This is a genomic window from Cupriavidus phytohabitans (genome assembly GCF_017815025.1).
Lineage (GTDB): Bacteria > Pseudomonadota > Gammaproteobacteria > Burkholderiales > Burkholderiaceae > Cupriavidus.
The window spans coordinates 1-22,066 of record NZ_JAGIQB010000067.1; the positions used below are offsets into that span (position 1 = coordinate 1).

The following is a 22,066-nucleotide window of genomic DNA, read 5'->3' on the forward strand; positions in this document are numbered from 1 at the left end:
CATACCAACCTGGCCAGCATGGTGGCGGCCGACGCCTCGGCGCTCTATGCCCGCAACGTGCTGGATTTCCTCAAGCTCATCCTCGACAAGGAGGGCAAGCTTGCCATCGACACCGGCGACGACATCGTCGCTGCCTGCCTGGTGGCGGGACGCAAGGAAGCGGCGCTGGCCGGATGATTCAAGGAGAAGCAAATGGAAATGGTTAGCCACACGGTGATCAACCTGATCATCTTTGTTCTGGCGATCTACGTGGGCTACCACGTGGTCTGGACCGTCACGCCCGCACTGCATACGCCGCTGATGGCGGTGACCAATGCGATCTCGGCCATCATCATCGTCGGCGCGATGCTGGCCGCCGGCCTGACCGAAGGCAATGTCGGCCGGGCCATGGGCACGCTGGCGGTGGCGCTGGCGGCGGTCAATGTGTTCGGCGGCTTCCTGGTCACGCAGCGCATGCTGGAGATGTTCCGCAAGAAGGCACCCAAGGCGCGGCCAGAGGGCAGTGCGCAGGCTGGCGGGAAACTGGAGGTGGCGCAATGAACGGCCTGTCGATGAATCTGGTGACGCTGTCCTACCTGGGCGCGTCGGTGTGCTTTATCCAGGCGTTGAAAGGCCTGTCGCACCCGACCACGGCACGGCGCGGCAATGCGTTCGGCATGGCCGGCATGCTGGTGGCGGCGCTGACCACGGTGGCGCTGATCCTGAAGCTGAAAAACGAGTTGCTGGCGGGCGCGAGTGCGGGCGAGGCCGGCACCGGCACCGGCCTGGCATTGATCCTGGCGGCGCTGGTGGTCGGCGGCGGCATCGGCGCCTACGTGGCCAGGAAGGTGCAGATGACCAGGATGCCCGAGCTGGTGGCGGCGATGCACTCGCTGATCGGTCTCGCGGCGGTGTTCATCGCGGTGGCGGCGGTCGCGGAACCCGCGGCATTCGGCATCGCGCCAGCCGGTTCAAACGAAATTCCGCTGGGCAACCGCATCGAGCTGTTCATCGGGTGCTTCGTCGGTGCCGTCACCTTCTCCGGTTCGGTGATCGCCTTCGGCAAGCTGGCCGGGCGCTACAAGTTCCGCCTGTTCCAGGGCGCGCCGGTGGTGTTCCCCGGCCAGCACTGGCTGAACCTGCTGCTGGCGGTGGCGATGGTCGGCTTCGGCATCATCTTCTTCATGTCGCAGGCCTGGCTGCCGTTCCTGATCATGCTGGCGATCGCCTTCGTGCTGGGCGTGCTGATCATCATCCCGATCGGCGGCGCCGACATGCCGGTGGTGGTGTCGATGCTGAACTCGTACTCGGGCTGGGCGGCCGCCGGCATCGGTTTCTCGCTGAACAACCCGATGCTGATCATCGCCGGCTCGCTGGTGGGGTCGTCCGGTGCCATCCTCTCGTACATCATGTGCCGCGCGATGAACCGCTCGTTCTTCAACGTGATCCTGGGCGGCTTCGGCGGCGACGCGTCGGCCGGCGCGGCCGCCGGCACGCAGGCGCAGCGCAACGTGAAGTCCGGCTCGGCCGACGATGCCGCGTTCCTGATGGGCAATGCAGAGACCGTGATCATCGTCCCCGGTTACGGCCTGGCGGTGGCACGCGCGCAGCATGCGCTGAAGGAATTGACCGAACTGCTCACCGAGAAGGGCGTGACCGTCAAGTACGCGATCCACCCGGTGGCGGGCCGCATGCCGGGCCACATGAACGTGCTGCTGGCCGAGGCCGAAGTGCCGTACGACCAGGTCTTCGAAATGGAAGACATCAACAGCGAGTTCGGCCAGGCCGACGTGGTGCTGGTGCTGGGCGCCAACGACGTGGTCAACCCGGCGGCCAAGACCGATCCCAAGTCGCCGATCGCCGGGATGCCGATCCTGGAGGCGTACAAGGCCAAGACCATCATCGTCAACAAGCGCTCGATGGCGGCCGGCTATGCGGGTCTGGACAACGAGCTGTTCTACATGGACAAGACCATGATGGTGTTCGGCGACGCCAAGAAGGTGGTCGAGGACATGGTCAAGGCAGCATGATCTGAAAGTGGCCACAGGGAGAACGAATCGATGCAAGCAGCCAATGCGGTACGGACCGACGCAGGATTTGACAGTGCCGCGCTGGCGGCCCTGCTGCATCGCGAAGGCCTGATCGCGCAGCCCCGGCTGACGCTGGAGCGCCTGGCGGGCGGCCAGTCCAACCCGACCTACCGGATCGCGTGCGGCGCGCGGCAGTACGTGCTGCGCACCAGGCCGCCCGGACAGCTGCTGTCCTCGGCGCATGCCATCGACCGTGAGTTCCGCGTCATGCAGGCGCTGCGCGACACCGACGTGCCGGTGCCGCGGGTCCATCTGTACAGCGAAGACATCTCTGTCCTGGGTAGCGCGTTCTATGTGATGGACTTCCTGCAGGGCCGCGTTATCTACGACCAGTCGCTGCCGGGTGTTGCGCGCGAACAGCGCGCCGCCCACTACCGCGAAATGAACCGCGTGATCGGCGCGCTGCACCGGGTGGACTACCGCGCCGCCGGCCTGCAGGATTACGGGCGCACCGGCGGCTACGTGGCGCGCCAGGTCGCACGCTGGTCCGGGCAGTGCCGCGATACCGGCATGGACGGCAACCCGGCACTGGCGGCACTGGCCGAATGGCTGCCGCACCACGTTCCCGATGCCGACCGGACTTGCCTCGTGCACGGCGACTACCGCATGGACAACCTGGTGTTCCACCCGACCGAGGCGCGCGTGCTGGGCGTGCTGGACTGGGAGCTGTCCACGCTGGGCGACCCGCTGGCGGACCTGGCCTACCACTGCATGAGCTGGCATATCCCGGCCGACCTGTGGCGCGGCATCGGCGGACTGGACCTGCAGGCGCTCGGCATTCCGGACGAGCCGGCATACCTGCGCTGGTATGGCGAGAGCAACGGCACGGACGCGCTCGAGCACTGGGACTTTTACCTGGCCTACAACTTCTTCCGGCTCGCGGCGATCATGCATGGCATCGGCCAGCGCGCCCGCCAGGGCAACGCCGCCGCGGCCGATGCCGTCGAGACGGGCAGGAAGGCCGTGCCGCTGGCCGAACTGGGCTGGCAGTTCGCATTGCGCTACGGTGCGGCGGGCCGGTAGCGGAACGAACATTGCATTGACGTACAGGCCCGGCTCAAAGTGAGGGGGCGGCAGTCACGACAGCGATCAGCAGACCAAGCACGATGCGATACCAGGCAAACACGCGCAGCGAATGTCGCGCTACCAGGCGGATCATCGCCTTGACAACAAACAGAGCCGAGATGAAGGCGGCAGTGAAGCCAGCGGCAATGGCCCAGAGATCCTCCATGCTGAGCAAGTGATAGTGCCGCATGGCGTCGTAGGAGGCGGCGCCCAGCATGGTGGGAATGGCCAGGAAAAAGGAGAACTCCGTCGCGGCTTGCCGCGACACGCCGGACAGCATTCCTCCGACGATGGTGGCTCCGGAGCGGGAGGTTCCGGGAATCATGGCCATGCACTGCGCCAGGCCGATACCGATGGCTTGCTTCCAGCCGAAATCCTCGATGGCTCGAATACGGGGGACCGCCCTGCGCCGCTCGACCCAGAGGATGATCAGGCCCCCGACGATCAATGCCGCCGCGATGACAGCGGGATCGAAAAGCCGGTGCTTGATGGGCCCGATGAACAGCGCGCCGATGACTGCTGCCGGCAGGAAGGCGACCAGTACCGCAGTGGCAAAGCGCAGCGCTTCCGGATCTCCCCGGGCGACTCCCTGGCACAGGTGCATGATCTTGGCGCGGAACAGCCAGCAGACGGCCAGGATTGCGCCCAGCTGGATCACCACGTGGAACACGCGTGTCTCATCGGACTCGAAGTCGATCCAGCCTCCGATCAGAACCAGGTGTCCTGTGCTTGATACCGGCAGGAACTCCGTCAGGCCCTCGATGATGCCGAGAAGGAATGCCTTGCCCAGGTGGATCCAGTCAATCATGTGGGCTGCTACCTCTTTGGTTGCCTTGGTATTTGGAGGGGGTGAAAGTTCCGGTACCCTTTTCAGGCAATCACGCAGTCGGTCAGACGATGGCCACGCGCCTCCAGGTAGCTCCGGAAGTTTGCGCCGGTTTCCTGGTGCTTGAGCGCAAACTCGACGGTTGCCTTCAGGTAGCCCAGCTTGCTGCCGCAGTCGTAGCGCGTGCCCTGGTAGCGATAAGCCAGCACCTGCTCCTGGCCCAGCAGCGACTGGATCGCGTCGGTCAGCTGGAACTCGCCGCCGGCGCCGGGCTTCAGTTCGCGCAGGTGCTCGAAGATGCGCGGCGTCAGGATGTAGCGGCCGACCACGCCGAGGTTGGATGGAGCCTCTTCCGGCGCGGGTTTCTCGACAATACCCGATACCTTGATCACGCCTTCGCCCCACTCGCGGCCATCGACCACGCCGTAGGAACGGCTCTGCTCCGGCGTGATTTCTTCCACGCCGAGCACCGAGCAGTTGTAGTGGTTGTAGGCGTCCACCATCTGCTTCATCACCGGCGGGTTGCCGTCGATCAGGTCATCGGCCAGCATGATCGCGAACGGCGTGTTGCCGACCAGCTTGGCCGCGCACAGCACCGCGTGGCCCAGGCCGAGCGCTTCGGACTGGCGCACGTAGTAGCACTCGACGTTGGCCGGCTTGATCGAGCGCACCACGTCCAGCAGCGCACGCTTGTTCTTGGCTTCGAGTTCGACTTCCAGTTCGAACGCCTTGTCGAAATGGTCCTCGATGGCGCGCTTGGAGCGGCCGGTGACGAAGATCATCTCGGTGATGCCGGCGGCCATCGCCTCTTCCACGGCGTACTGGATCAGCGGCTTGTCCACCACCGGCAGCATTTCCTTCGGGCTGGCTTTGGTGGCGGGCAGGAAGCGGGTTCCCAGGCCCGCAACCGGGAAGACGGCTTTGGTAACGCGACTCGTCATTCTGGCTGCTCCCTTCTAAAGGTTTGATAAGGCTGACACGACCGCTTCGTCCGGCGGCAAAGAAAGAGGGTGTAGGCGCAACAGGGAATCGATCGCCTACACCCTAAAGTCGGCAACGGGGTGCCACCGGGAATTGTGCTGCGTCGCACCATCCGCGGTACCCCCCAAGCGTTGGGACAGGATGGGCGCAGAAACGTGGTTGGCGCGGCGGGATCGTCAGTCAGCCTGGTCATTCGAAACTTTCCCCACCTCGGTGTGGGGCCTACCGAAGCGGGGTAAGACGGGGTTCGCCGCCCATCAATAATCGAGGCCGGCAAGCACTGACCCCGTTGCCGCTCCCGTAAGGGTGTAGACGCTTCCCCGCGTCTACACCCTCTTTTTTTGTGCCTTTGCAAGTTGCGGGAAGAAGGGCGAGCGGCCCGCTCGACAGGCGTAAATCGGCCCCGATACCGCTCCAATGTCGTCCCTCCCGTTTTTCCTTTCCACTCTGATGGGGGGATCGGAAACTTGCTAAAAATGCCGGCCGCGCCTTGAAGATGTAGTCCCACGGGCCATAAACTTCGCCGGTCATTTGCGTAATGACGCAGTGCAAAAAGAGCGCGCCTCCGCGCCGTGCAATACGAAGCCAACACCGCCAGGTTCAAGTCCGCAGGCAATGCACAAAGCGGAAAAGCACCCATGGGTGCCATGTCGAACCAGCGGAATCGCCGCTGCTCAACCCGCCAGGGAGACGGCGGGCAAGGCGGATCTTCTTGCAAACAAGGGAATCATCGAGACGTGCTAAAGCTTTCAAGCAGATTGAGGTTTGGCAGGGCTGCAATGTGCCTGGGGATCATTCCATTGCTGGCTTCCTGCGCACTCGCGCCGGGCATGCGCTTTGACCCACAGCGCCCGCTCGATCCGGAAGATCCGGAGTCGGTGCCCAAGATCACGCAGATCACGCCGGCGCTGGTGCGTACGCTGAAGGCGGCCACGCCATCGGTGAACGCCGGGGTGGAGGAGCTGTACGACGTTCCAAAGCCCTATACCGTTGGCGTTGGTGACATTCTGTCGATCGTCGTGTGGGACCACCCCGAATTGGTATTCCCCACGCAAACCTACTCGATCGGCGCGGCCTACGAGATCCCGAGCTACAGCGGTGCTGCCAACATTCCGGGGTATGTCGTCAGTCCCGCAGGCACCATCCAGTTTCCCTATGCCGGTGTGATCAAGGTTCTCGGCCAGACCCCGGATCAGATCCGCGGGCAACTGAGCACCCAGCTCAAGCCCGTCGTCAACATGCCACAGGTCACCGTACGCGTGCTTGCCTTTCGCAGCAAGCGTGTCTATCTCGACGGTGAAGTCAAGACCCCTGGCCCGCAGAATATCGACGATGTGCCGATGACACTGGTCGAAGCGCTCAACCGTGCTGGCGGCGTCAACGTCCTGACCGGCGATAACAGCCGCATTCGTATCTCACGGGAGGGCAGGAACTACTTCGTCAGCCTGCCCGCGCTGTTGCAGCAAGGCATCGACCCCGCCAACATCCTGCTGCGCAACGGCGACATCGTGCGCGTGGAGCAACGCGAGGACAGCAAGGTATTCGTGACCGGCGAAGTCGTGAAGCCGAGTCCGGTGATGCCGCGAAACGGCCGGCTCACGCTCAGTGAAGCCATTGGTGAAGCCGGCGGCATGAACCCCAACTCTGCCAACGCCAAGGAACTTTATGTGATCCGCAAGGGCACCGATGGGCAGGCCGAGGTGTTCCACCTGGACGGCAAGTCCCCTGTCGCCTTTGCCCTGGCTGAAGCGTTCGAGTTGAAGCCGAGAGACGTTGTCTATGTGGATGCCGCAGGCGTGGTCCGGTGGAGCCGCGTGATCAACCAGCTGCTGCCGAGCGGAAACTTCTTTACCTCGACGGCAAACGCAGTCAAATGATCAAGACCGTACTCGTCGTCTGCATTGGCAATATCTGCCGCAGCCCGATGGCACAGGGCCTGCTCAGGCAGGCATTGCCCGAGGGCGACGTCGTCTCCGCCGGGCTGGGGGCGCTTACCGGACAGGCTGCCGATCCCAATGCGGTGGATCTCCTGAGTCATCAGGGCGTGGACATTTCCGGCCATCGGGCCCGGCAACTCAGTCACGTCATGGTCAGGGCAGCGGATCTGATACTCGTCATGGACAGCGCCCAGCGGCAAGAGATTCAGCGCTTGCACCCCGCTACCACGGGGCGGGTCTTCCGCCTGGGCGAACTGGGGAAGTTCGATGTGCCTGATCCCTATCGCCAGTCCCGTCCCGCATTCGAGAACGCGCTGCAGTTGATCCAGCGCGGCGTGCAATCCTGGGTGCCCCGTATCCGGGCCCTGGGTTAAACCGATACTGTCCTGCCTCCAATGAACCATTCCACTTACGTTCCTGCCGCGGCGCCCAGTCAATCGGAAGAGATTGCCCTCGTTCGCTATCTCGACGTGCTCGTGGCAAGCCGCTGGCTGATCGCGGCGATTGCTCTTGCCATCCTTGCGCTGGGGGGCGCCTACGCGTTCCTGGCGCGGCCGGTGTACGAGGCGAACATCCTGGTGCAGGTCGAGGACAGCCAGAACAGTCCAAATGGCCTGCTGGGCGATGTCTCCTCGCTGTTCGACGTCAAGACGCAGGCAACGGCGGAAATCGAGATCCTGCGCTCGCGAATGATCGTCGGCAAGGCAGTTGACAACCTGCGTCTCTATATCGATGCCAAGCCGAAGTACTTCCCGCTGGTCGGGCCATGGATCGCGAGCCAGTCAAAGGGGCTTTCCGAGCCGGGCCTGTTCGGCATGGGCGGATACGCCTGGGGTGCGGAATCCATTGCGGTTTCCGCCTTCGACGTACCCGAGGAACTGCAAGGCGAGAACTTCGTGCTGGTGAGCCTGGGCGATGGCCGATACAGGCTGGAGCAGGGCAGTCTTGACAAGCCCATCGAGGGCCGTGTGGGGGAAATCGTCGAGGCCGAGCAAGGCATCGGCAGGATCCGGCTGCTGGTGAGCGCACTGAAGGCGAAGCCGGGCATTGTCTTCAGCCTTGTGCGCAATTCCCGCCTGAAGACGCTGGAGCAGTTGCAGCTGCAACTGAATATCGCGGAGAAGGGCAAGCAGAGCGGCGTGATCGGTGCCTCGCTCGAAGGCAATGACGCCAGGCTGACCGCTGCCATCCTGAACGAGATCGGCGACGAGTACGTGGCGCAGAACATCAATCGCAAGGCCGCGGAAGCAGAAAAATCCCTGGCCTTCCTGGGCAATCTGCTGCCGCAACTGAAGGCCGAGCTCGAGCGCGCCGAAGTCAAGTACAACGCCATGCGCAATGAGCGCGGCACCTTCAATCTCAGCGAAGAGGGCAAGGCATTCCTGCAGGAGAGTGTGACGGCCGAGACCTCGCTGCTCGAGCTCAAGCAGAAGCGGGCCGAGCTGCTGACGCGCTTTGCGCCCGGCCATCCTTCCATGCAGGCCCTGGACCAGCAGATCGCCGTGCTCGGCTCCAAGGTGGGATCGATCGCCAGCCGTGTGAAGGCCTTGCCCAATCTGGAGCAGGACACCCTGCGCCTGATGCGCGACGTCCAGGTCAACAATGACCTCTACGTTGGCATGCTGAACAATATGCAGCAACTCAAGCTGGTCAAGGCCGGCAAGGTCGGCAGCGTGCGCCTGGTGGACAGCTCGCCGGTTCCCGAGGAGCCGGTAAAGCCAAAGAAGGCCCTGGTGATCGTCCTGGCCGCGATGCTTGGCGTGCTGGCGGGCGCGGTGGCGGCCTTCGTCCGCAACGCGCTGTTCGGCGGGATTACCGACCCCAAGGATATCGAGGAGCATACCGGTCTCAATGTGTATGCCACGGTTCCCCAGTCCGAGCACCAGATCAGCCTCAGCAAGGAAATCCATTCGCGCAAGCGGGGCCAGTATCTGCTGGCTGATCGCTTCCCGAACGAGCCATCGGTCGAAAGCCTGCGCAGCCTGCGGACCTCGCTGCAGTTTGCCATGCTGGATGCGGCCAACAATCGCGTGCTGCTTACCGGTGCGACCGCGGGGGTGGGCAAGTCCTTCGTCTCGGTCAACCTGGCGGCCCTGATGGCGTCGGGCGGCAAGCGCGTCTTGCTGGTGGATGCCGATATGCGCAAGGGATACCTGAACCAGTATTTCGGCAAGGACCGGGAGCCCGGCTTGTCCGACGTGCTGGCCGGCAAGCTTGCGCTGGAAGAGGTCATTCACCGCGAAGTCGTCCAGGGGCTGGATTTCATCGGCACGGGGACGATACCTCCCAATCCCGCCGAACTCATGCTCAACGAGCGCATGGTCAAGCTGCTGGAAGGCCTCAGCGACCGCTATGACCTGCTCATGATCGACACCCCCCCGGTGCTGGCTGTCGCCGACGCCGCCATCCTGGCCGAGCGCTGCGGCACGGTCTTCCTGGTCACGCGCTTCGGCAAGAGCTCGATCGGGGAGATCTCGGAGTGTGCCAAGCAGCTCGGGCAGGTAAACGTGAGCGTCAAGGGGGTGATCTTCAACGGTCTGGATCCCAATGCCTTCCGCTATGGCTACGGTTCCAAATACGGGCGCTATCGCTATGCCTACTACGGCTACTCCCAAGGCGAGAAGTCGTAAAGGCGAAGCGCATTGGCGTTCGGGAACCTCCGATAGCAAAAGATCGAAATGCATGCCACGAAACTGAATCCCGATTGGGTGCTTGCGGAGCGTGGGCTGGCCGCCGTCGCCAGCATGCTGTTGAGCATGCTCTATCTGACGATCTATTTCTTTGGCCGCGAATCGCTTCCCGAGAAGTGGGTAACGGATTCGAACAAGATGCTGGAATTCCTGGTGACGGGCTCGACCAACCTCGACGATTCATTCGCCGCCACGGCAAAAGTGTTCTCCGTCTTTGGCCCCGAGCATGTGAACGTCGTCACCGCCAGTGTCGGCGTCGCCTATCTTGTGGTGGCTTCGAGCCGGATCGCGAGCTTGCGGGAGCTGGCTGTGCGCTGGTCATTCGTCCTGCCCTGCATGCTGCTGAACTTGCTCGCACCGGGCAAGGAGACCGTCGTGATCGCCATGTCGATCATTCTGGTCGCGTGCGGCATGTCCAGGGCGGTGTCGTCGCGCGGGCTCGTCGTGATGATCATCGTGCTCTACGGATGCTATGCCTTCTTCATCCGGAATTACTACGCGATGATCGTGGTGCTCGCGATTGGCATCCGCGCGTCGGCGCGGCTGACAGCGACATGGAAGGCCGTGGTGCTGGCCTGCCTGCTAGGCGCGATCCTGGTGGCGCCCGCGGAGATCCTGTACATCCTGCAGTCGCCCCGGGATATCTCCAACAATTACGCATTGAGTATCGGCAGCGACAACAGGACGATGATCTGGAACCTGTATCCGCCCACCTCGGGGGTGAATTTCATCGTCAACTACCTGTATGCAGCCGCGATGTTCATCTTGCCGGTGATCAGCTTCCGCGCGCCGGTCGACCTTGCCATGATGCTGATGCACTTTGCGATCATCCGCGTCGCCGTGCGCGGCTTGTCCGCGACGCCGCCGACGGGTGAAGACCAACGCAAGCGCCGCTGGTTTGCCACGCTGATTGTCGCGCATATCCTGGTGCAGTTCATATTCGAGCCGGACCTGGGAAGCTATGTCCGCCATCTCACATCGGTCAGCTTGTTTCTGATTCCCTTGCTAACTTTGCCCTCGGCCAATCAAGATGAAGCACGTCGTCATATGCGCGGTGCCATACAGTGACAACCTGGGCGATGCCGTGATCGCCGAAACACTGGGCCACCTGATCCATCAGGCCTTGCCGGATTGCCGCATCAGTTATCTCGACATCGCGGGGCGCACCCAGCTTGGTGAAAGCTCGCTGAAGAAGGGACGCCTGATGCGAATCTTCTCCAGGCTGCCTGGTTGGGCACGGGTTCCCGCGCTGACCCTTGCCATCTGGACGAAATACCGGCGTCAGTGGCGCGCCAGGTGGACCCAACAGCTGGCCGATGCGGATGTCGTCGTGATCGGGGGCGGCCAGCTCCTGTGCGATGTGGACCTCAATTTTCCGTTGAAGCTCTACCTCCTTTCCCGGTGCATCCGGAAGAATTCAATGGTCGCGCTGGTATCGGTAGGCGTAGCGGGCAAGTGGTCGAGGGCTGGCAGATACTTGATCTCCAGGTTCTTCGAGCGGGCGGCGCCGCAGTTCATTTCCGTCAGGGATGAGAGTTCCCGTCGCAATATCGTCGGTGTCACCGGAGGCGCTGGTTCCGACGTCTCCATCATTCCGGACCCGGCCATCCTGAGCTCGGCCCTTTATCCGGGCAAGGGGCCCGCAAGGCGCTGGGATGTGGGCATCTGTGTCTCGGATGTCGAATCACTGCACTACAACGCGGACATCGGCACCGGATCGGAGCAGGGCCGGGGCCTTGCCATGTTCGTGGAGCTGGCGACCAGGCTGAGGCAGAGCGGGCAGCGCGTTGTCCTGTTTACCAACGGTGCGGAGGAGGACAATATCGCCGCCGTGTCTGTCAGGGACCGGCTCGGCGCCGGCGCTGTGGACTTCATCCTGCCGAAAACCCCGGCGGAACTTGCATCGATCATTGCGGACTGTCACAGCATGGTCGGCCACCGCATGCACGCGAACATCATCGCCTTCAGTTTCGGCGTGCCCTCCGTTGGCATTGTCTGGGACAACAAGGTCGCTTCCTTCTTCAAGCTGAGCGGGCGCGGCGATTTCGCGGTGCGGCACACGGCCTGCGCCGACGACCTGATTGAAAGGCTGGAGTACGCCCGGTCCCTGGGGGCAGCGCAGTTCAGGCGCTCGGCGCGGCTGGGTTACGACATCACGCAGGGCTTGTCCCACCTGTTCAGTCAGAAGCCCGCGATGCCAACCCCGTCGGCGTTCAAGGCGGCGCCTTCGCTGCAGGAGACGCGCTAATGCGCCGCATGTTGTCGGCGCTTGGCGCGGTGTTCGAGCAGGCCGCCTATACGGCGGTGCAGTTCGGCATCAACGTGGCTCTGGCCCGGTCAATGGACGTGGCTGGCTATGGCCTGGTTGCGGTGGTGCTGTCGCTGGTGGTGTTTATCAATATCTTCTATGTCTCCTTCCTTCACGAGCCCTCGCTGATCGAGGGAATGAAGGTCCGCGTGCGCTTCTCGATAGAAGTCGCGGTGCTGACCGTGGTCCCGGTCACCGCGGGCTCGATCCTCTACCTGTACGGGCATGGCCTGAGCACGTCGGCATGCGCGGCGGCGGCCGTGCTGTTCGCCAGCTACACCGCATACTGGGTCCTCAGGACCGTCGGCGCCAAGACGAGAGGCTATACCGGGCTGCTGGTCTGCCACACGCTGATCGGTGGCGGCGTTGCTATGATCGGCCTGGCGTCCAGCGCGCAGAAGGAATCCGCGGTGATGCTGATGCTCGCCGCTTCGATCCTGCTCCCCACATTGCTCGCGGCCGCCGCCATCCGGCGCAATGGGCGCATCGAGATCATCCCCGGCAGGCCCGCTTCCCCGCGCAAGTGGCTGGGATTTGGCGCAAGTTCCGCGAGTGCCCAGCTGATGAGCTGGCTGGTCGGCCCGGGCCTGGTCGTGCTGCTGGGCTCGCTGGGACACTTTGCCGACTCGGCAAAATTCCGGATCCTGCTGACGGTGCTGCTGCCGGCCCAATATGTCCTGATGGCGCTCGGTTATCACCTGATGCCGAGGTTTGCGGCCTCGTTCAGGCAGGATGATGCCATGGCGCTGACCAGGATGTCTGTCCTGTTCGTGCTTGGCGGCGCCGCGCTGGCCGGCGGGCTGAGCGTGCTGCTGCTGCTGTTTGGCGATGCACTCGTCGTCATGCTGTTCGGCGCGGCGTATGGGGATCTCGACGTGCGCTTCTTTTCCCTGTTCCCTGTCGTGTTTGCCGTCGTGATGTGCCTGAGAACCTTGTTGAAATCCTTCGGCATGGCCCGCGCCGTCTTCCTTGCCGCAGGCATTGGCCTGCTCGCTGGCATCGGCCTGGGGGCATGGCGCTATCCTCAGCTCGACTACCTCGTGGCAGCGCAAATCATGCTGGTGTCGTTCCTGGCCATCGCGCTGGTCCAGGCCGGTGCGCTCGCAACGGGCGTGCTTCGCAGGCATGCCGTCCGGTAAGGCATCAGCCTCGCCCGGCCGCGCGCTTGCGCGCGCACTGGCGCTAGCCGCGAGTCTGGCGGTGTCTGGCTCATTGCTTTGTCAGCAAGCGCGCGCCGAACCGCCCCAGGCTTCGAGCCGGGTTGCATCGATGCCGGCCTTTGCCGTCCAGATCGATCCCGCCACGGTGTCCTACCGCGACCTCGCCGCGATCAAGAGCCTCGGCTTCTCGCATGTGCGATTCGGCGTGCGGCCCGACGTGGTCCGCGGGCATCTGACGCCGGCGCGCTACTCGCAGGTCATCAGCCAGGCGCGCCAGGCTGGCCTGCGCATGCTGATCACGCTTTACGGCGGACGGTATATCTGGGGCGATGCCGGCGAGGACGGCTCGAGTGATGCCAATGAAGCGAACTTCGCCGAGTTCGCGGCCCGGTTCATGCTGCGTAACAAGGGGCCGGACCTGTCGTATGAGATGTGGAACGAGCCGGACAACCGGACCTTCCTGCATCCTTCGGTACCGATCTCGCGGCTGCTCTCGACCGCCGGCAGGATTTGCGACGCGCTGGCGCAGCAGGACAGCGGTCCGCTGCCATCCCTGTACCTGTTCGGTCTTGCCCGGCTGCCAAAGCCAGGGAACCCTGTGGCGGAGCTGGCCTTTTCCCGACTGCTGACGGATCCGCGCCTGGGCTGCTTCAAGGGATTAAGTGTCCATCCGTACCGGGCAACTCCCGAGACACTCTTGCAGGACTATCGGCAACTGAGCGGCCGGATCCGCAACTCGGCTCGTCCGTCCGCCCAGCTGATTGTCAGCGAATGGGGCTATGCGTCGTACCTTCCGGTGCGCAGCGAGGAAACCCAGGCCGCGTTGATCGCCAGGCAGTTGCTCTCCGGTGTCATCTCCCAGGTACCCATGCTGGGCGTCTATTCGTGGCGCGACCGGGGCAACGCGCGGTGGGACCGGGAGGCGAACTTCGGCCTGCTACGGGCCGATGGGTCGGAAAAGCCTGTCATCGCCATGCTGCGCGATTTGCTGGGCGTCCTGGCCGGTGCGAAGGATGCCTACTGGCGCGAGCGTAACGGAAGCTTCGTCCTGTCCCTGCGCAAGGACGGGGCGGTCCATCGCATCTATTGGGGACCGCAAAGCCGGGCGCTGATGCTCGAAGAACTCGGCAACGAAAGGGCGGATGGCTGCAAAGCCAAGGCATTGGGCGAGTCCGCCGGGGCACGGCCTTGCGCGGCGGTGCCGCAGGCCAATGGCGAATTCTCCAACGGAGCGATCCTGCTGGTCAGCTGGACCGGCGGGGCCGTGCCGCCCTGACCAGCAGGATCGATGGGGCGTCAGGCCACTACGCAAGCACTTCGCGTGAATAAAAGGACTCGAACTTCAGGGCCTGCGTCACGATATTGAACTCGGACTTTGCGCGTGTCACGGCGTGCCCGGACATGGTTTGCCAGAGTTTGTCATCCCCGACGATGGCTTCAATGGAACTTGCCATGGAGGGTGCATCGTCTACCGGGACGATGAAGCCGTTGCTGCCATCCACGATGATGTCCTTGATGCCATCGACATCGGTGCCGACCACCGGGATCGCCAGCGCATTGGCCTCGGCGAGCACGTAGCCGAAGCTCTCGTAGTGCGAGGTCAGCACTACCACTGCGGCGGAACCCAGCAGCTCCAGCAGATCGGACCGGCTCATCCACGCGATGGTCGTCACATCCTTGCCCTCCACCAGGTTGCGTTCCCGCAGCAGTGCATCGAGCGTGGCCCGGTCATCCTCATAGTGGCCGTAGCCGACCAGCATGAATTCGATATCCTGGCGGCCCTGGAACAGTCTGGCCACGTCCAGGAACATGGGGATGTTCTTCTGCGGGCTGATCCGCGCCACCATGATCACTCGCTTGACGCCGGCAGCCAGCCGCCTTGCCACCGGCAGGGGCCGTGGCTCGACGGCATTCAGGATCGAGTGCGCGCGTTCCTGGGGCAGCCCGACGTCGTGGATGGCGCGATGGCGCTCCGACGGCGAGGTGGCCAGCACCGCGTCCGTAAGACGATGCAGGAACCGCTCCGCCATCAGGAACACGCGGCGCTTGATCCCGCTGAGGCCGAGGTAGTAGTAGGCATGGGGTGTATAGACGACGCGGACGTCCATTCCGATGCATGCCAGCCGGCCCACCAGTCCTGCCTTGGAACTGTGCAGGTGCACGATCTGGGGGGCAACGTCTTTCACCAGCGCACGCAGCCTGAGCGCCGCCTTCAGGTCGTTCAACGGATCGAGCTTGCGCGGAATCGGGAGGTAGCTGACGCCAAAGTTGCGCGCATCGGCAATGGCCGAGACGGAGCACTGCTTCGGCAGGGCAAAGTGGAAGCTGATGTGCTCGGCATTGATATGGGATGCCAGCAGGTGGAGGTAAGTCTCGACACCGCCCAGGCACTCGGTCACATGCAGGACTTTGATCATTGGTTGCGTATTGGTGTGGTCCGTGGGATGTGGTCCATGGTCTCAGTAGGCGTTGCTTCCCACCCAGCCCCGGAATGCGGTCCAGAAGATGATGCGCAGGTCCAGCCAGAACGACCAGTTGCGGATATAGAAGATGTCGTGCTCCACCCGCTTGGCCATCTTGTCCAGGGTATCGGTCTCGCCGCGATAGCCGTTGATCTGCGCCCAGCCGGTGATGCCTGGCTTGACGCGGTGGCGCAGCATGTAGAAGTCCAGCTGTTCCTTGTACAGGTTGTTGTGCGCCATGGCATGCGGCCGCGGCCCCACCACGCTCATTTCGCCCTTCAGCACATTGATGAACTGTGGCAGCTCGTCCAGGCTGGTGCGGCGCAGGAAGGCGCCGATCGGCGTCACGCGGCTGTCGCCCTTGGTGGCCTGCGTGACGACGCCATGTTCGCTATGCACCTTCATGCTGCGGAACTTGTAGACGTGGATGACGCGGCCATCCATGCCGAGGCGCTCCTGCTTGAAGAAGACCGGGCCCGGCGAGTCGCGCTTGATGAGGATGGCAATGAGCAGGAACAGCGGCGACAGCGCGAGGAGCACAAGCGCCGAGAAGCCGCGGTCGAAGATGGCCTTGATGGTGCCGCGCACGCCGAGCGAGGGCGGCTTGTTCATTTCCACCGCGGGCATGCCGAGGAAGTTGCCGACGTTGTGGTTGAGCAGGTCCAGGTCGAGCACGCTCGGCATCCACTTGATGTCGATGAAGTCGTTGCGCAGCGAGAAGGCGATCTCCTGCATCAGGCGATGCTCGCTCATCGGCAAGGTGATCCAGATCTCGTGGATGCCGTGCTCGCGGGCGAAATCGGCGATGTGGGCGCTGTCGGTGATGCGACGGCGTCCTTCCGGCGTGGACTCGCCTTCAGCGGCATAAATGCCGCTGATCTTGAATCCGGTGGTGTGGTGCGCGGTCGCCCGGCGGTACATCTCCTGGCCGGTCCGGCCAAAGCCGACAATGATCACGCGCTTGTTGTTGGCGCCGGCAACGCGCAGCAGGTTGAGCATGGCACGGGTGACCACGCGCAGGCCCACCAGCCCGGCCAGCGCGAAAGCGTACCAGTACACCATCCACAGGCGGGAAAGTGAATCGGCCTGGTGAAGCAGGTAGGTCAGCAGCAGGCTGATCAGCCAGACCAGGCTCCAGCCAGACATCAGGCGCGCGGCGAGCGAGAGCAGGCCGCGGCCGCGCCAGGAAGTGTAGACGTCGAACCCCGGCAGCACGATGAAGGCGATTGCACAGCCAAAGTACTGGATGAACTGGTGGATCGGCGCGTGCGCAGTGGCGAACCGCACTTCACTGGCCAGGATTGCCGCAAGCCAGATGGCGCCGGCGTCGAGCAGGCGAGCCATCAGCGCGAGCTGATCGTGGTGCCTGGCAAACATATCGCGATAGATACCCAATTGCTTCCCCCAGAAGCGTTCGAGTAATGGGCGCCCAAGCGAGTGCCCATGCCCTTGTTGTCTCCTCCGAACTTGCTGTCCGCGCGCAGTGGCGGCCAGGCTCGATGCATGGCATGCATCTTTCCTGTGCATGCTCGGGATGTGGACAAAGCAGAGTCGTGCGGGGCTGCTTCGCGGCAGCCGGTTCCATGGTGTGGCAGCGGTCAGCTGAGGACCGGCCACGGCCGCATCCTTGAGGGCCGTCCATGGAACTGCAACGCTCTTCTACTGCCGGCGCGCTGATGGCGCCGGCGTGCTTCGTGTTTTCAGGTGCGAATAGTGCGATGCAGCGAAATGCCTCGGTACCCTTCATCAGAAGGGAAAGCCTGCCCTTGGTCAATGAAGCGTTCGCCGTCTATTCGCGATGCGTTTCGTCGTTTTTTTCGCGCGCGAAGATGCCGTGCAACTGACTCGAGCGTTACCCCGCTCAAGGAGGGAAGCGAGATGGCAGCGCACCCCTCGCACTGGGGGTGAGAATAAAAAAGACATTGGCGAGCAGATTCGTGACCGCCGAGTTTTTGTGATGCACATGAAAGGCTGATGCGGCTCGGCACCTGGGCATCCTTCACTCAACCGCGGCAAGGAAATGGAAAAAAAACCAGAGCCACATACGGTGTTCACGCGGGAGCAGCTGGATTCGTATTTCGCCTCGTACGTAGGGATGGAAGGTGGAAATCCAGGCGCAGCGGTATGGTTCTGCGACAGCTCCCCGCATCCAAGCGGGCCGTCGCTGCTGGCCCCGTTGGTTCCGCATGCGCAACCCGGCGCATGGGATGCGGCCTACCGCTACCGGTATCGCCATCACATGAAGCGCTGGCAGTCGCACCAGAAGATCGCCCGGATCATGTCGGCGGCGCGCGCGCAGGTCTTCAGGACAGCCATCGGCGAGCAGGACTGGAAGCATTACTTCGACCATCACCTGTACGCGCCAGACGGCGCGGAGTTCAAGCTCAGCCTGTTCCCGCTGCCTGCGCGATTGGTCAACCAGACAGCGTGGTCGAAGGCGTTTCGCGGCCAGCCGGAACTCTTGCCCAGGCAGCGTTACCTCGACCTTTGCCGCGGTGGCCGGCGCTTTGCCTTCATCGATGCGATTCGCCGGCTGTGGAAGCCGAAGGTGGTGATATGCCTGGGCGAACGGCACGCCGACGACTTCGTGCAGGCGTTCGTCCTCGCGCAGGCGCGTGCCACCGACCACATCCTGCAGCCCGCCGATCAGCCCAAGACCTTGCGTGTGCTCGAGCGAGACGGCACCACGTGGCTGATCTGTCCGCCATTGGCTGGCGCGGCGGGACTGATGTCCGACGTGCTGCTCGATGCGATGGGGCAGTACATCACGCGCTGGCTGCAGCCGGAGGATTTCCCCGGGCACTCCGCCAGTGCAGAGGATCCGATAGAGAGGCCGTCATGCGTCATGGCGAGCGTGGGTCGTTGACGCCGCTGGCCTGCCCGCGGAAATTGCGACGGCGAAGGATTGACTTTCCCCCGCCAAGTAGGGGTGACACGGATTGGTGGATGCGTTTATCTGCGGCTGGCCCGATCTGCAAGCTGCTGCCGCGGCATCCGCTCGCAAGTTCGTGCGCGGCATCAGAGGCAGTGCAGGGCGCTGGAGACCGTGCGGGGCAGTCACGCGGTCGCAGGATTTCCCACCATCTTTCGTTGTATCGAAGTATCGACCTCAGGAGAGCAGCGTGCAAACCAAAACCCGGAACATCTTCATTCTTGGCATCATGGCCGGCGCCGCAGCAACGCTCGTGGCTTGCGGTGGCGGCGGCGACGATTCGCCCTCGCCCTCCCAGCCTTCGGGCACCGCGAGCGGCAAGGCGGTGGACTTCTACCTTTCCGGCTCGACTGTCACCTTCCTCGATTGCGACAACAAGACCGTGGCCACGAATGCAACCGGGGACTTTACCTTCCCGGCTGGTTGCACGAAAAGCGCGCTGAAAGTGACCGGCGGCACCGACATCGGTACCAACCAGCCGTTCACCGGGGTGCTGCAGGCACCGGCGCAGGATTTCAGGCAGGGCGTGATACAGGTGGTATCGCCGCTCACCACACTGGCGGTCCAGCTCGGCTCGGGCCAGGTTGCACCCCTGGCCACGGGGCTCGGTCTGGCAGGCAAGGACCTGGGCACGCTCGACCCGATGCAGGACGCGGCCGCGCTGCGGGCGGCGGTCGTGGTACAGCAGCTGGTCGACCACGTCGCCAAGACGCTGACGGGCCTGGGCACCGGTGGCACGCTGACTCCCGCGGATTCCGCCGCGGCGGCCTCCAAGGCGGTCGCCGGCGCCGTGGCTGACGCGCCGGGCACGGCAGACCTGACCAGCGCTGCGCTGATTACGAACGTGCTGTCCAGCGCTGTGCAGAACGCGCAGTCGGGCCTGCCCGCCAGCTTGCAGTCGGACATCGGCGCCGTGGCAGCCAATGTGGCCGCGCTGGCTGCCCCGGTGATCACGAGCCAGGTGGCAAGAGTCAACACGGCGCTGGAGGCCGTCGACCTGAGTAGCAGCCCCGCGGAGACGTTGTCGGCCCTGACGGAGAGCGGATCGATCAATATCGTGACCGGGAGCGCCCAGTCCACGACGACCACGGCGCTGGTCCAGGCGGTGACGACTGGCGGGCTGACCGATGCATCGAACACGACCAGGCTGGCCGGGCTCGGTGATGCGGTATCGACCGGCAATACCGCCGAGATCCAGCAGGCAGCCGCGGGCCTGGGCAGCGCAGTGGATGCTGGCGCGATCAACAACGTCGCAAACGCGGTCAGGCTGGACAACTCCCTGCTGCTGTCAAACCTGACGATCAACGGCGTGAATTACCCGATCACCGACACGATCACGGCCACGGGCGGCACGCTCGGCGCGATCCAGGTTGCGCTGACGCAGAATGGTGATGCCTTCAACGGCGGCCCGTCGCAAGTGCGCGCCGGCCTGAGCTATACCTACGGTGGCAATCAGGTCGATGTCATCATCGAGAACGTGACGCTGACGTTCAACGGGTCGCAACTGGTGGATGCCGTGGTGCCTGCCAATACCGCCTATTCGTTCCGGATCAGCGGCAACTTGTCTGCCGCGGCAAGCCTGACCAATAGCGCTGCCGACAGCCTGTTCTCCAGCGCCAACGGCGGCTCGCTGAACCTGCCGTTCACGGTGTTCCTCGGCAAGCTCAGGTCTTCCGGCGCGCTGAGCCAGGCCCAGGTCGACGCGCTCACGCCGAAGGCGACCAGCACGTTCCCCGTGACGTTTGCGACAACCACTGGTGTCTCCGGCAGGGATGTGAGGCTGGGCATGCTGGTCAATGGCGGCGTGGAGTTCGCCAAGACGGCACTGGTGAAGACTGACGCCGAGATGGTGGTCGGCGACGGCCTCATGACTACGGTCACGCTCAACCCGTGACCGACGCGTAGTGGTGCCTTCCGCCCGGATGGGGAAGGCCAGTCTCCCCCGGTCATCCGAACGCGTGCTCAAGGCAATGCCAGGGTGGCCGGGTACTTTTGTGTCTGCGTCGGGCGCCTCTCCCGGAGCGCGCCGTGCATGAGGCTAGCCCAGTGGCCTCGGAGTTTCCTATGCAGCTGATTCGCAAGCGCCGGTTGAAACCGGCCTGCGCCCTGATGCTGGGCCTGTCTTGCGCGGGTACGGCCAGCGCAGCGCCGGACGATGTATTCATGCAGGCCGAGCCCGCCACCGGGGAGTTCACCTCGGTGCGGGTGGAAGCCAGCTACGACATGGTCGATCGCACCGTCGATGTCTTCAACCTGCGTGGGCGGCAGGGGCCCGTGTCGGACAATGCCGGCGACTATCGCGGTGGCAAGCTGATGCTGGGTTACAAGTTCTCGCCGCACTGGTCGGGCTCGGCCACCTACTGGCGCCGTGGCATCGATTACGGGCAAGACCACAACCAGATCGATACCTGGATGCTGGCGATGCACTACGACCCGCTGGCGGAGGCCGGCGCCCGCGATCGCATCATGCTGCGCTTCTCGCTATGGGGAGACCATTCTGGCAGCCTGAACCGCTCGTCGCCGGTGATGGTTCGCAATACGACGTTCAACAGCCTGACCGTGAATAACGCGAACGATGTTCAGGCCCAGGCCGATGTCATCTTCTCCGGCGAGTTGACTGAGCGCAACCAGCTCACCGGCTTCATCGGGCTCGGCATCAGCCGCGTGACGATCGGCAGCATCGACACGCGCCTGCAGCGAGGCAATTGCAGCTTCAATGTTGCCATCGGCTCCGACAACCTCGCCAATGGGCAGTTGGCCGCGCCGTGCAACGTGGGCAATGCCACGCTCCAGTCGGCATCATTTTCGGTAGACGCCGGCCAGTTTGGGCTGAATTTCAACGACGATTTCAACTACACGGCCGGCTATCTGAACCTGGGCGGGTCATGGCGCTGGAAGTACGAGCGCTTCGCGGCGCGGCTCGGCTACCAGTTCCAGTACCTGCTGCGCAGCAATGTCGATAGCCGCACGCAAGCCTATGGCAATTCGCCGATCCGCTCCAACCATACGCTGGGCCTGGAGCTATCGTATGCGGTAGCGAAAAACGTGGAGGTGTTCCTGCGCGGCCAGGCGTCGCTGTACAACTTCGTCGGCACCATCCCATTCCTCTATAACGCGACGACCGCGGGCAAGCTGGATCGCTACTACGGCTACGGCTCGATCGGCATTCGCTTCTCCGGGTTCTGAGTCTGAGTTCCTGATGAACGCCACAGCGCTGATCGATCCGCTCCATGGATGAAGGTTGCTGGCGGTGGCATTCACCCTCTGTTTCCAGAGATCGTCAGCATATTTCGATCCCCTCCGGTGAGGGGATCGAAAACAGGGAACGCCCGATATATTGCAATGCAGCAGAGGCACTTATGTCAGACCTTAGAAGATTGAAATTCCTAAGTCGGGAAGGTCTGGTTAGAATCAGGCCGAACGATAAAAGATATATAGACAAATCAGTTGGGTGAAAGTCGCGAGGTTGCACGTCAGGATTAATACATTAATCGTTAGCAGCGGTCATCGCTAAGCGTGCAGGCCAGGGAAGCGGTTTATTCCATGGCAAAAATCATGTGATAAGTATTCACGAGAAACGGATTTCAAACTTTGAGCCGTAGCCGGAGAGAAGTTTCTCGATCTCGGCGTCGATGG

At 63.4% G+C, this 22,066-nt stretch carries 18 protein-coding genes and 1 pseudogene; 15 read left to right on the forward strand and 4 right to left on the reverse strand.

Translation table 11 applies throughout. The features are described from left to right. The 4 genes and pseudogenes from J8I34_RS30045 to J8I34_RS30060 all read left to right on the forward strand — a co-directional run. A pseudogene (locus J8I34_RS30045) lies at positions 1-177 on the forward strand (NAD(P)(+) transhydrogenase (Re/Si-specific) subunit alpha); the annotation flags it as partial. A gap of 15 nt (positions 178-192) precedes the next feature. Continuing rightward, a complete protein-coding gene (locus tag J8I34_RS30050) occupies positions 193-540 on the forward strand; it encodes an NAD(P) transhydrogenase subunit alpha part 2 (RefSeq protein ID WP_029050345.1) in 348 nt (115 codons plus the stop codon). After that, positions 537-2,009 carry an NAD(P)(+) transhydrogenase (Re/Si-specific) subunit beta gene (locus tag J8I34_RS30055; protein ID WP_209807786.1) on the forward strand — a complete coding sequence of 491 codons (1,473 nt, stop codon included), beginning with the start codon at positions 537-539 and terminating at the stop codon, positions 2,007-2,009. Before J8I34_RS30050 ends, J8I34_RS30055 begins: the two co-directional genes overlap by 4 nt. A 30-nt stretch (positions 2,010-2,039) precedes the next feature. After that, positions 2,040-3,092 carry a phosphotransferase family protein gene (locus tag J8I34_RS30060; RefSeq protein ID WP_029050347.1) on the forward strand — a complete coding sequence of 351 codons (1,053 nt, stop codon included), beginning with the start codon at positions 2,040-2,042 and terminating at the stop codon, positions 3,090-3,092. A 34-nt stretch (positions 3,093-3,126) separates the two neighbouring features. Here J8I34_RS30060 and J8I34_RS30065 read toward each other — a convergent pair whose 3' ends face one another. Then, complete coding sequence (locus J8I34_RS30065; protein ID WP_209807789.1) at positions 3,127-3,942, reverse strand: undecaprenyl-diphosphate phosphatase; 816 nt, start codon at positions 3,940-3,942, stop codon at positions 3,127-3,129. Positions 3,943-4,004: 62 nt separating this feature from the next. Further along, positions 4,005-4,901, reverse strand: coding sequence for a UTP--glucose-1-phosphate uridylyltransferase GalU (galU, locus tag J8I34_RS30070; protein ID WP_209807791.1), 897 nt, complete (start codon positions 4,899-4,901; stop codon positions 4,005-4,007). Positions 4,902-5,678: 777 nt separating this feature from the next. On the opposite strand from galU, the gene J8I34_RS30075 reads away from it, so the two are divergent. The 7 genes from J8I34_RS30075 (at position 5,679) to J8I34_RS30105 (ending at position 14,312) form a co-directional block, all read left to right on the forward strand. Next, positions 5,679-6,818, forward strand: a complete 1,140-nt coding sequence (locus J8I34_RS30075) for a polysaccharide biosynthesis/export family protein (protein ID WP_209807827.1) — start codon at positions 5,679-5,681, stop codon at positions 6,816-6,818. Beyond that, a complete protein-coding gene (locus tag J8I34_RS30080) occupies positions 6,815-7,252 on the forward strand; it encodes a low molecular weight protein-tyrosine-phosphatase (protein WP_209807793.1) in 438 nt (145 codons plus the stop codon). The genes J8I34_RS30075 and J8I34_RS30080 overlap by 4 nt, the downstream gene beginning before the upstream one ends. Before the next feature lie 21 nt (positions 7,253-7,273). After that, entirely contained in the window at positions 7,274-9,508 is a 2,235-nt protein-coding gene (locus tag J8I34_RS30085) for a polysaccharide biosynthesis tyrosine autokinase (RefSeq protein ID WP_209807795.1), read from the forward strand. Positions 9,509-9,556: 48 nt separating this feature from the next. After that, entirely contained in the window at positions 9,557-10,636 is a 1,080-nt protein-coding gene (locus J8I34_RS30090; RefSeq protein WP_209807797.1) for a hypothetical protein, read from the forward strand. Then, complete coding sequence (locus tag J8I34_RS30095; protein ID WP_209807806.1) at positions 10,599-11,816, forward strand: polysaccharide pyruvyl transferase family protein; 1,218 nt, start codon at positions 10,599-10,601, stop codon at positions 11,814-11,816. The genes J8I34_RS30090 and J8I34_RS30095 overlap by 38 nt, the downstream gene beginning before the upstream one ends. Then, positions 11,816-13,015 (forward strand): polysaccharide biosynthesis protein, encoded by a 1,200-nt coding sequence (locus J8I34_RS30100; protein WP_209807808.1) that lies wholly within the window; start codon positions 11,816-11,818, stop codon positions 13,013-13,015. The genes J8I34_RS30095 and J8I34_RS30100 overlap by 1 nt, the downstream gene beginning before the upstream one ends. Positions 13,016-13,145: 130 nt before the next feature. After that, on the forward strand, positions 13,146-14,312 hold the full coding sequence (locus tag J8I34_RS30105; RefSeq protein ID WP_245176247.1) for a glycoside hydrolase family protein: 1,167 nt from the start codon (positions 13,146-13,148) through the stop codon (positions 14,310-14,312). A gap of 28 nt (positions 14,313-14,340) precedes the next feature. On the opposite strand, the gene J8I34_RS30110 is transcribed toward J8I34_RS30105, so the two are convergent. Together J8I34_RS30110 and J8I34_RS30115 are read right to left on the reverse strand one after the other, a co-directional pair. Beyond that, positions 14,341-15,453 (reverse strand): glycosyltransferase, encoded by a 1,113-nt coding sequence (locus J8I34_RS30110; RefSeq protein ID WP_209807811.1) that lies wholly within the window; start codon positions 15,451-15,453, stop codon positions 14,341-14,343. A gap of 42 nt (positions 15,454-15,495) precedes the next feature. After that, positions 15,496-16,875, reverse strand: coding sequence for an undecaprenyl-phosphate glucose phosphotransferase (locus J8I34_RS30115; RefSeq protein WP_209807829.1), 1,380 nt, complete (start codon positions 16,873-16,875; stop codon positions 15,496-15,498). 263 nt (positions 16,876-17,138) lie between these two features. On the opposite strand from J8I34_RS30115, the gene J8I34_RS30120 reads away from it, so the two are divergent. The 4 genes from J8I34_RS30120 to J8I34_RS30135 all read left to right on the forward strand — a co-directional run bounded on the left by J8I34_RS30120 (position 17,139) and on the right by J8I34_RS30135 (position 21,616). Beyond that, positions 17,139-17,342, forward strand: a complete 204-nt coding sequence (locus J8I34_RS30120) for a hypothetical protein (protein WP_209807813.1) — start codon at positions 17,139-17,141, stop codon at positions 17,340-17,342. A gap of 176 nt (positions 17,343-17,518) precedes the next feature. After that, positions 17,519-18,364 (forward strand): transcriptional regulator, encoded by an 846-nt coding sequence (locus J8I34_RS30125; RefSeq protein ID WP_209807820.1) that lies wholly within the window; start codon positions 17,519-17,521, stop codon positions 18,362-18,364. 256 nt (positions 18,365-18,620) lie between these two features. After that, on the forward strand, positions 18,621-20,324 hold the full coding sequence (locus tag J8I34_RS30130; RefSeq protein WP_209807823.1) for a hypothetical protein: 1,704 nt from the start codon (positions 18,621-18,623) through the stop codon (positions 20,322-20,324). Positions 20,325-20,494: 170 nt separating this feature from the next. Next, positions 20,495-21,616 (forward strand): hypothetical protein, encoded by a 1,122-nt coding sequence (locus tag J8I34_RS30135; protein WP_209807825.1) that lies wholly within the window; start codon positions 20,495-20,497, stop codon positions 21,614-21,616. Positions 21,617-22,066: the final 450 nt, after the last annotated feature.

Coding starts and splice junctions, on each gene's coding strand:
- J8I34_RS30100 (WP_209807808.1), top strand. CDS start 11,816: ATGCGCCGCATGTTGTCGGCGCTTGGCGCGGTGTTCGAGCAGGCCGCC.
- J8I34_RS30055 (WP_209807786.1), top strand. CDS start 537: ATGAACGGCCTGTCGATGAATCTGGTGACGCTGTCCTACCTGGGCGCG.
- J8I34_RS30135 (WP_209807825.1), top strand. CDS start 20,495: ATGCAGCTGATTCGCAAGCGCCGGTTGAAACCGGCCTGCGCCCTGATG.
- J8I34_RS30120 (WP_209807813.1), top strand. CDS start 17,139: ATGGAACTGCAACGCTCTTCTACTGCCGGCGCGCTGATGGCGCCGGCG.
- J8I34_RS30080 (WP_209807793.1), top strand. CDS start 6,815: ATGATCAAGACCGTACTCGTCGTCTGCATTGGCAATATCTGCCGCAGC.
- galU (WP_209807791.1), bottom strand. CDS start 4,901: ATGACGAGTCGCGTTACCAAAGCCGTCTTCCCGGTTGCGGGCCTGGGA.
- J8I34_RS30095 (WP_209807806.1), top strand. CDS start 10,599: ATGAAGCACGTCGTCATATGCGCGGTGCCATACAGTGACAACCTGGGC.
- J8I34_RS30125 (WP_209807820.1), top strand. CDS start 17,519: ATGGAAAAAAAACCAGAGCCACATACGGTGTTCACGCGGGAGCAGCTG.
- J8I34_RS30060 (WP_029050347.1), top strand. CDS start 2,040: ATGCAAGCAGCCAATGCGGTACGGACCGACGCAGGATTTGACAGTGCC.
- J8I34_RS30085 (WP_209807795.1), top strand. CDS start 7,274: ATGAACCATTCCACTTACGTTCCTGCCGCGGCGCCCAGTCAATCGGAA.
- J8I34_RS30105 (WP_245176247.1), top strand. CDS start 13,146: ATGCCGGCCTTTGCCGTCCAGATCGATCCCGCCACGGTGTCCTACCGC.
- J8I34_RS30115 (WP_209807829.1), bottom strand. CDS start 16,875: ATGTTTGCCAGGCACCACGATCAGCTCGCGCTGATGGCTCGCCTGCTC.
- J8I34_RS30065 (WP_209807789.1), bottom strand. CDS start 3,942: ATGATTGACTGGATCCACCTGGGCAAGGCATTCCTTCTCGGCATCATC.
- J8I34_RS30050 (WP_029050345.1), top strand. CDS start 193: ATGGAAATGGTTAGCCACACGGTGATCAACCTGATCATCTTTGTTCTG.
- J8I34_RS30090 (WP_209807797.1), top strand. CDS start 9,557: ATGCATGCCACGAAACTGAATCCCGATTGGGTGCTTGCGGAGCGTGGG.
- J8I34_RS30110 (WP_209807811.1), bottom strand. CDS start 15,453: ATGATCAAAGTCCTGCATGTGACCGAGTGCCTGGGCGGTGTCGAGACT.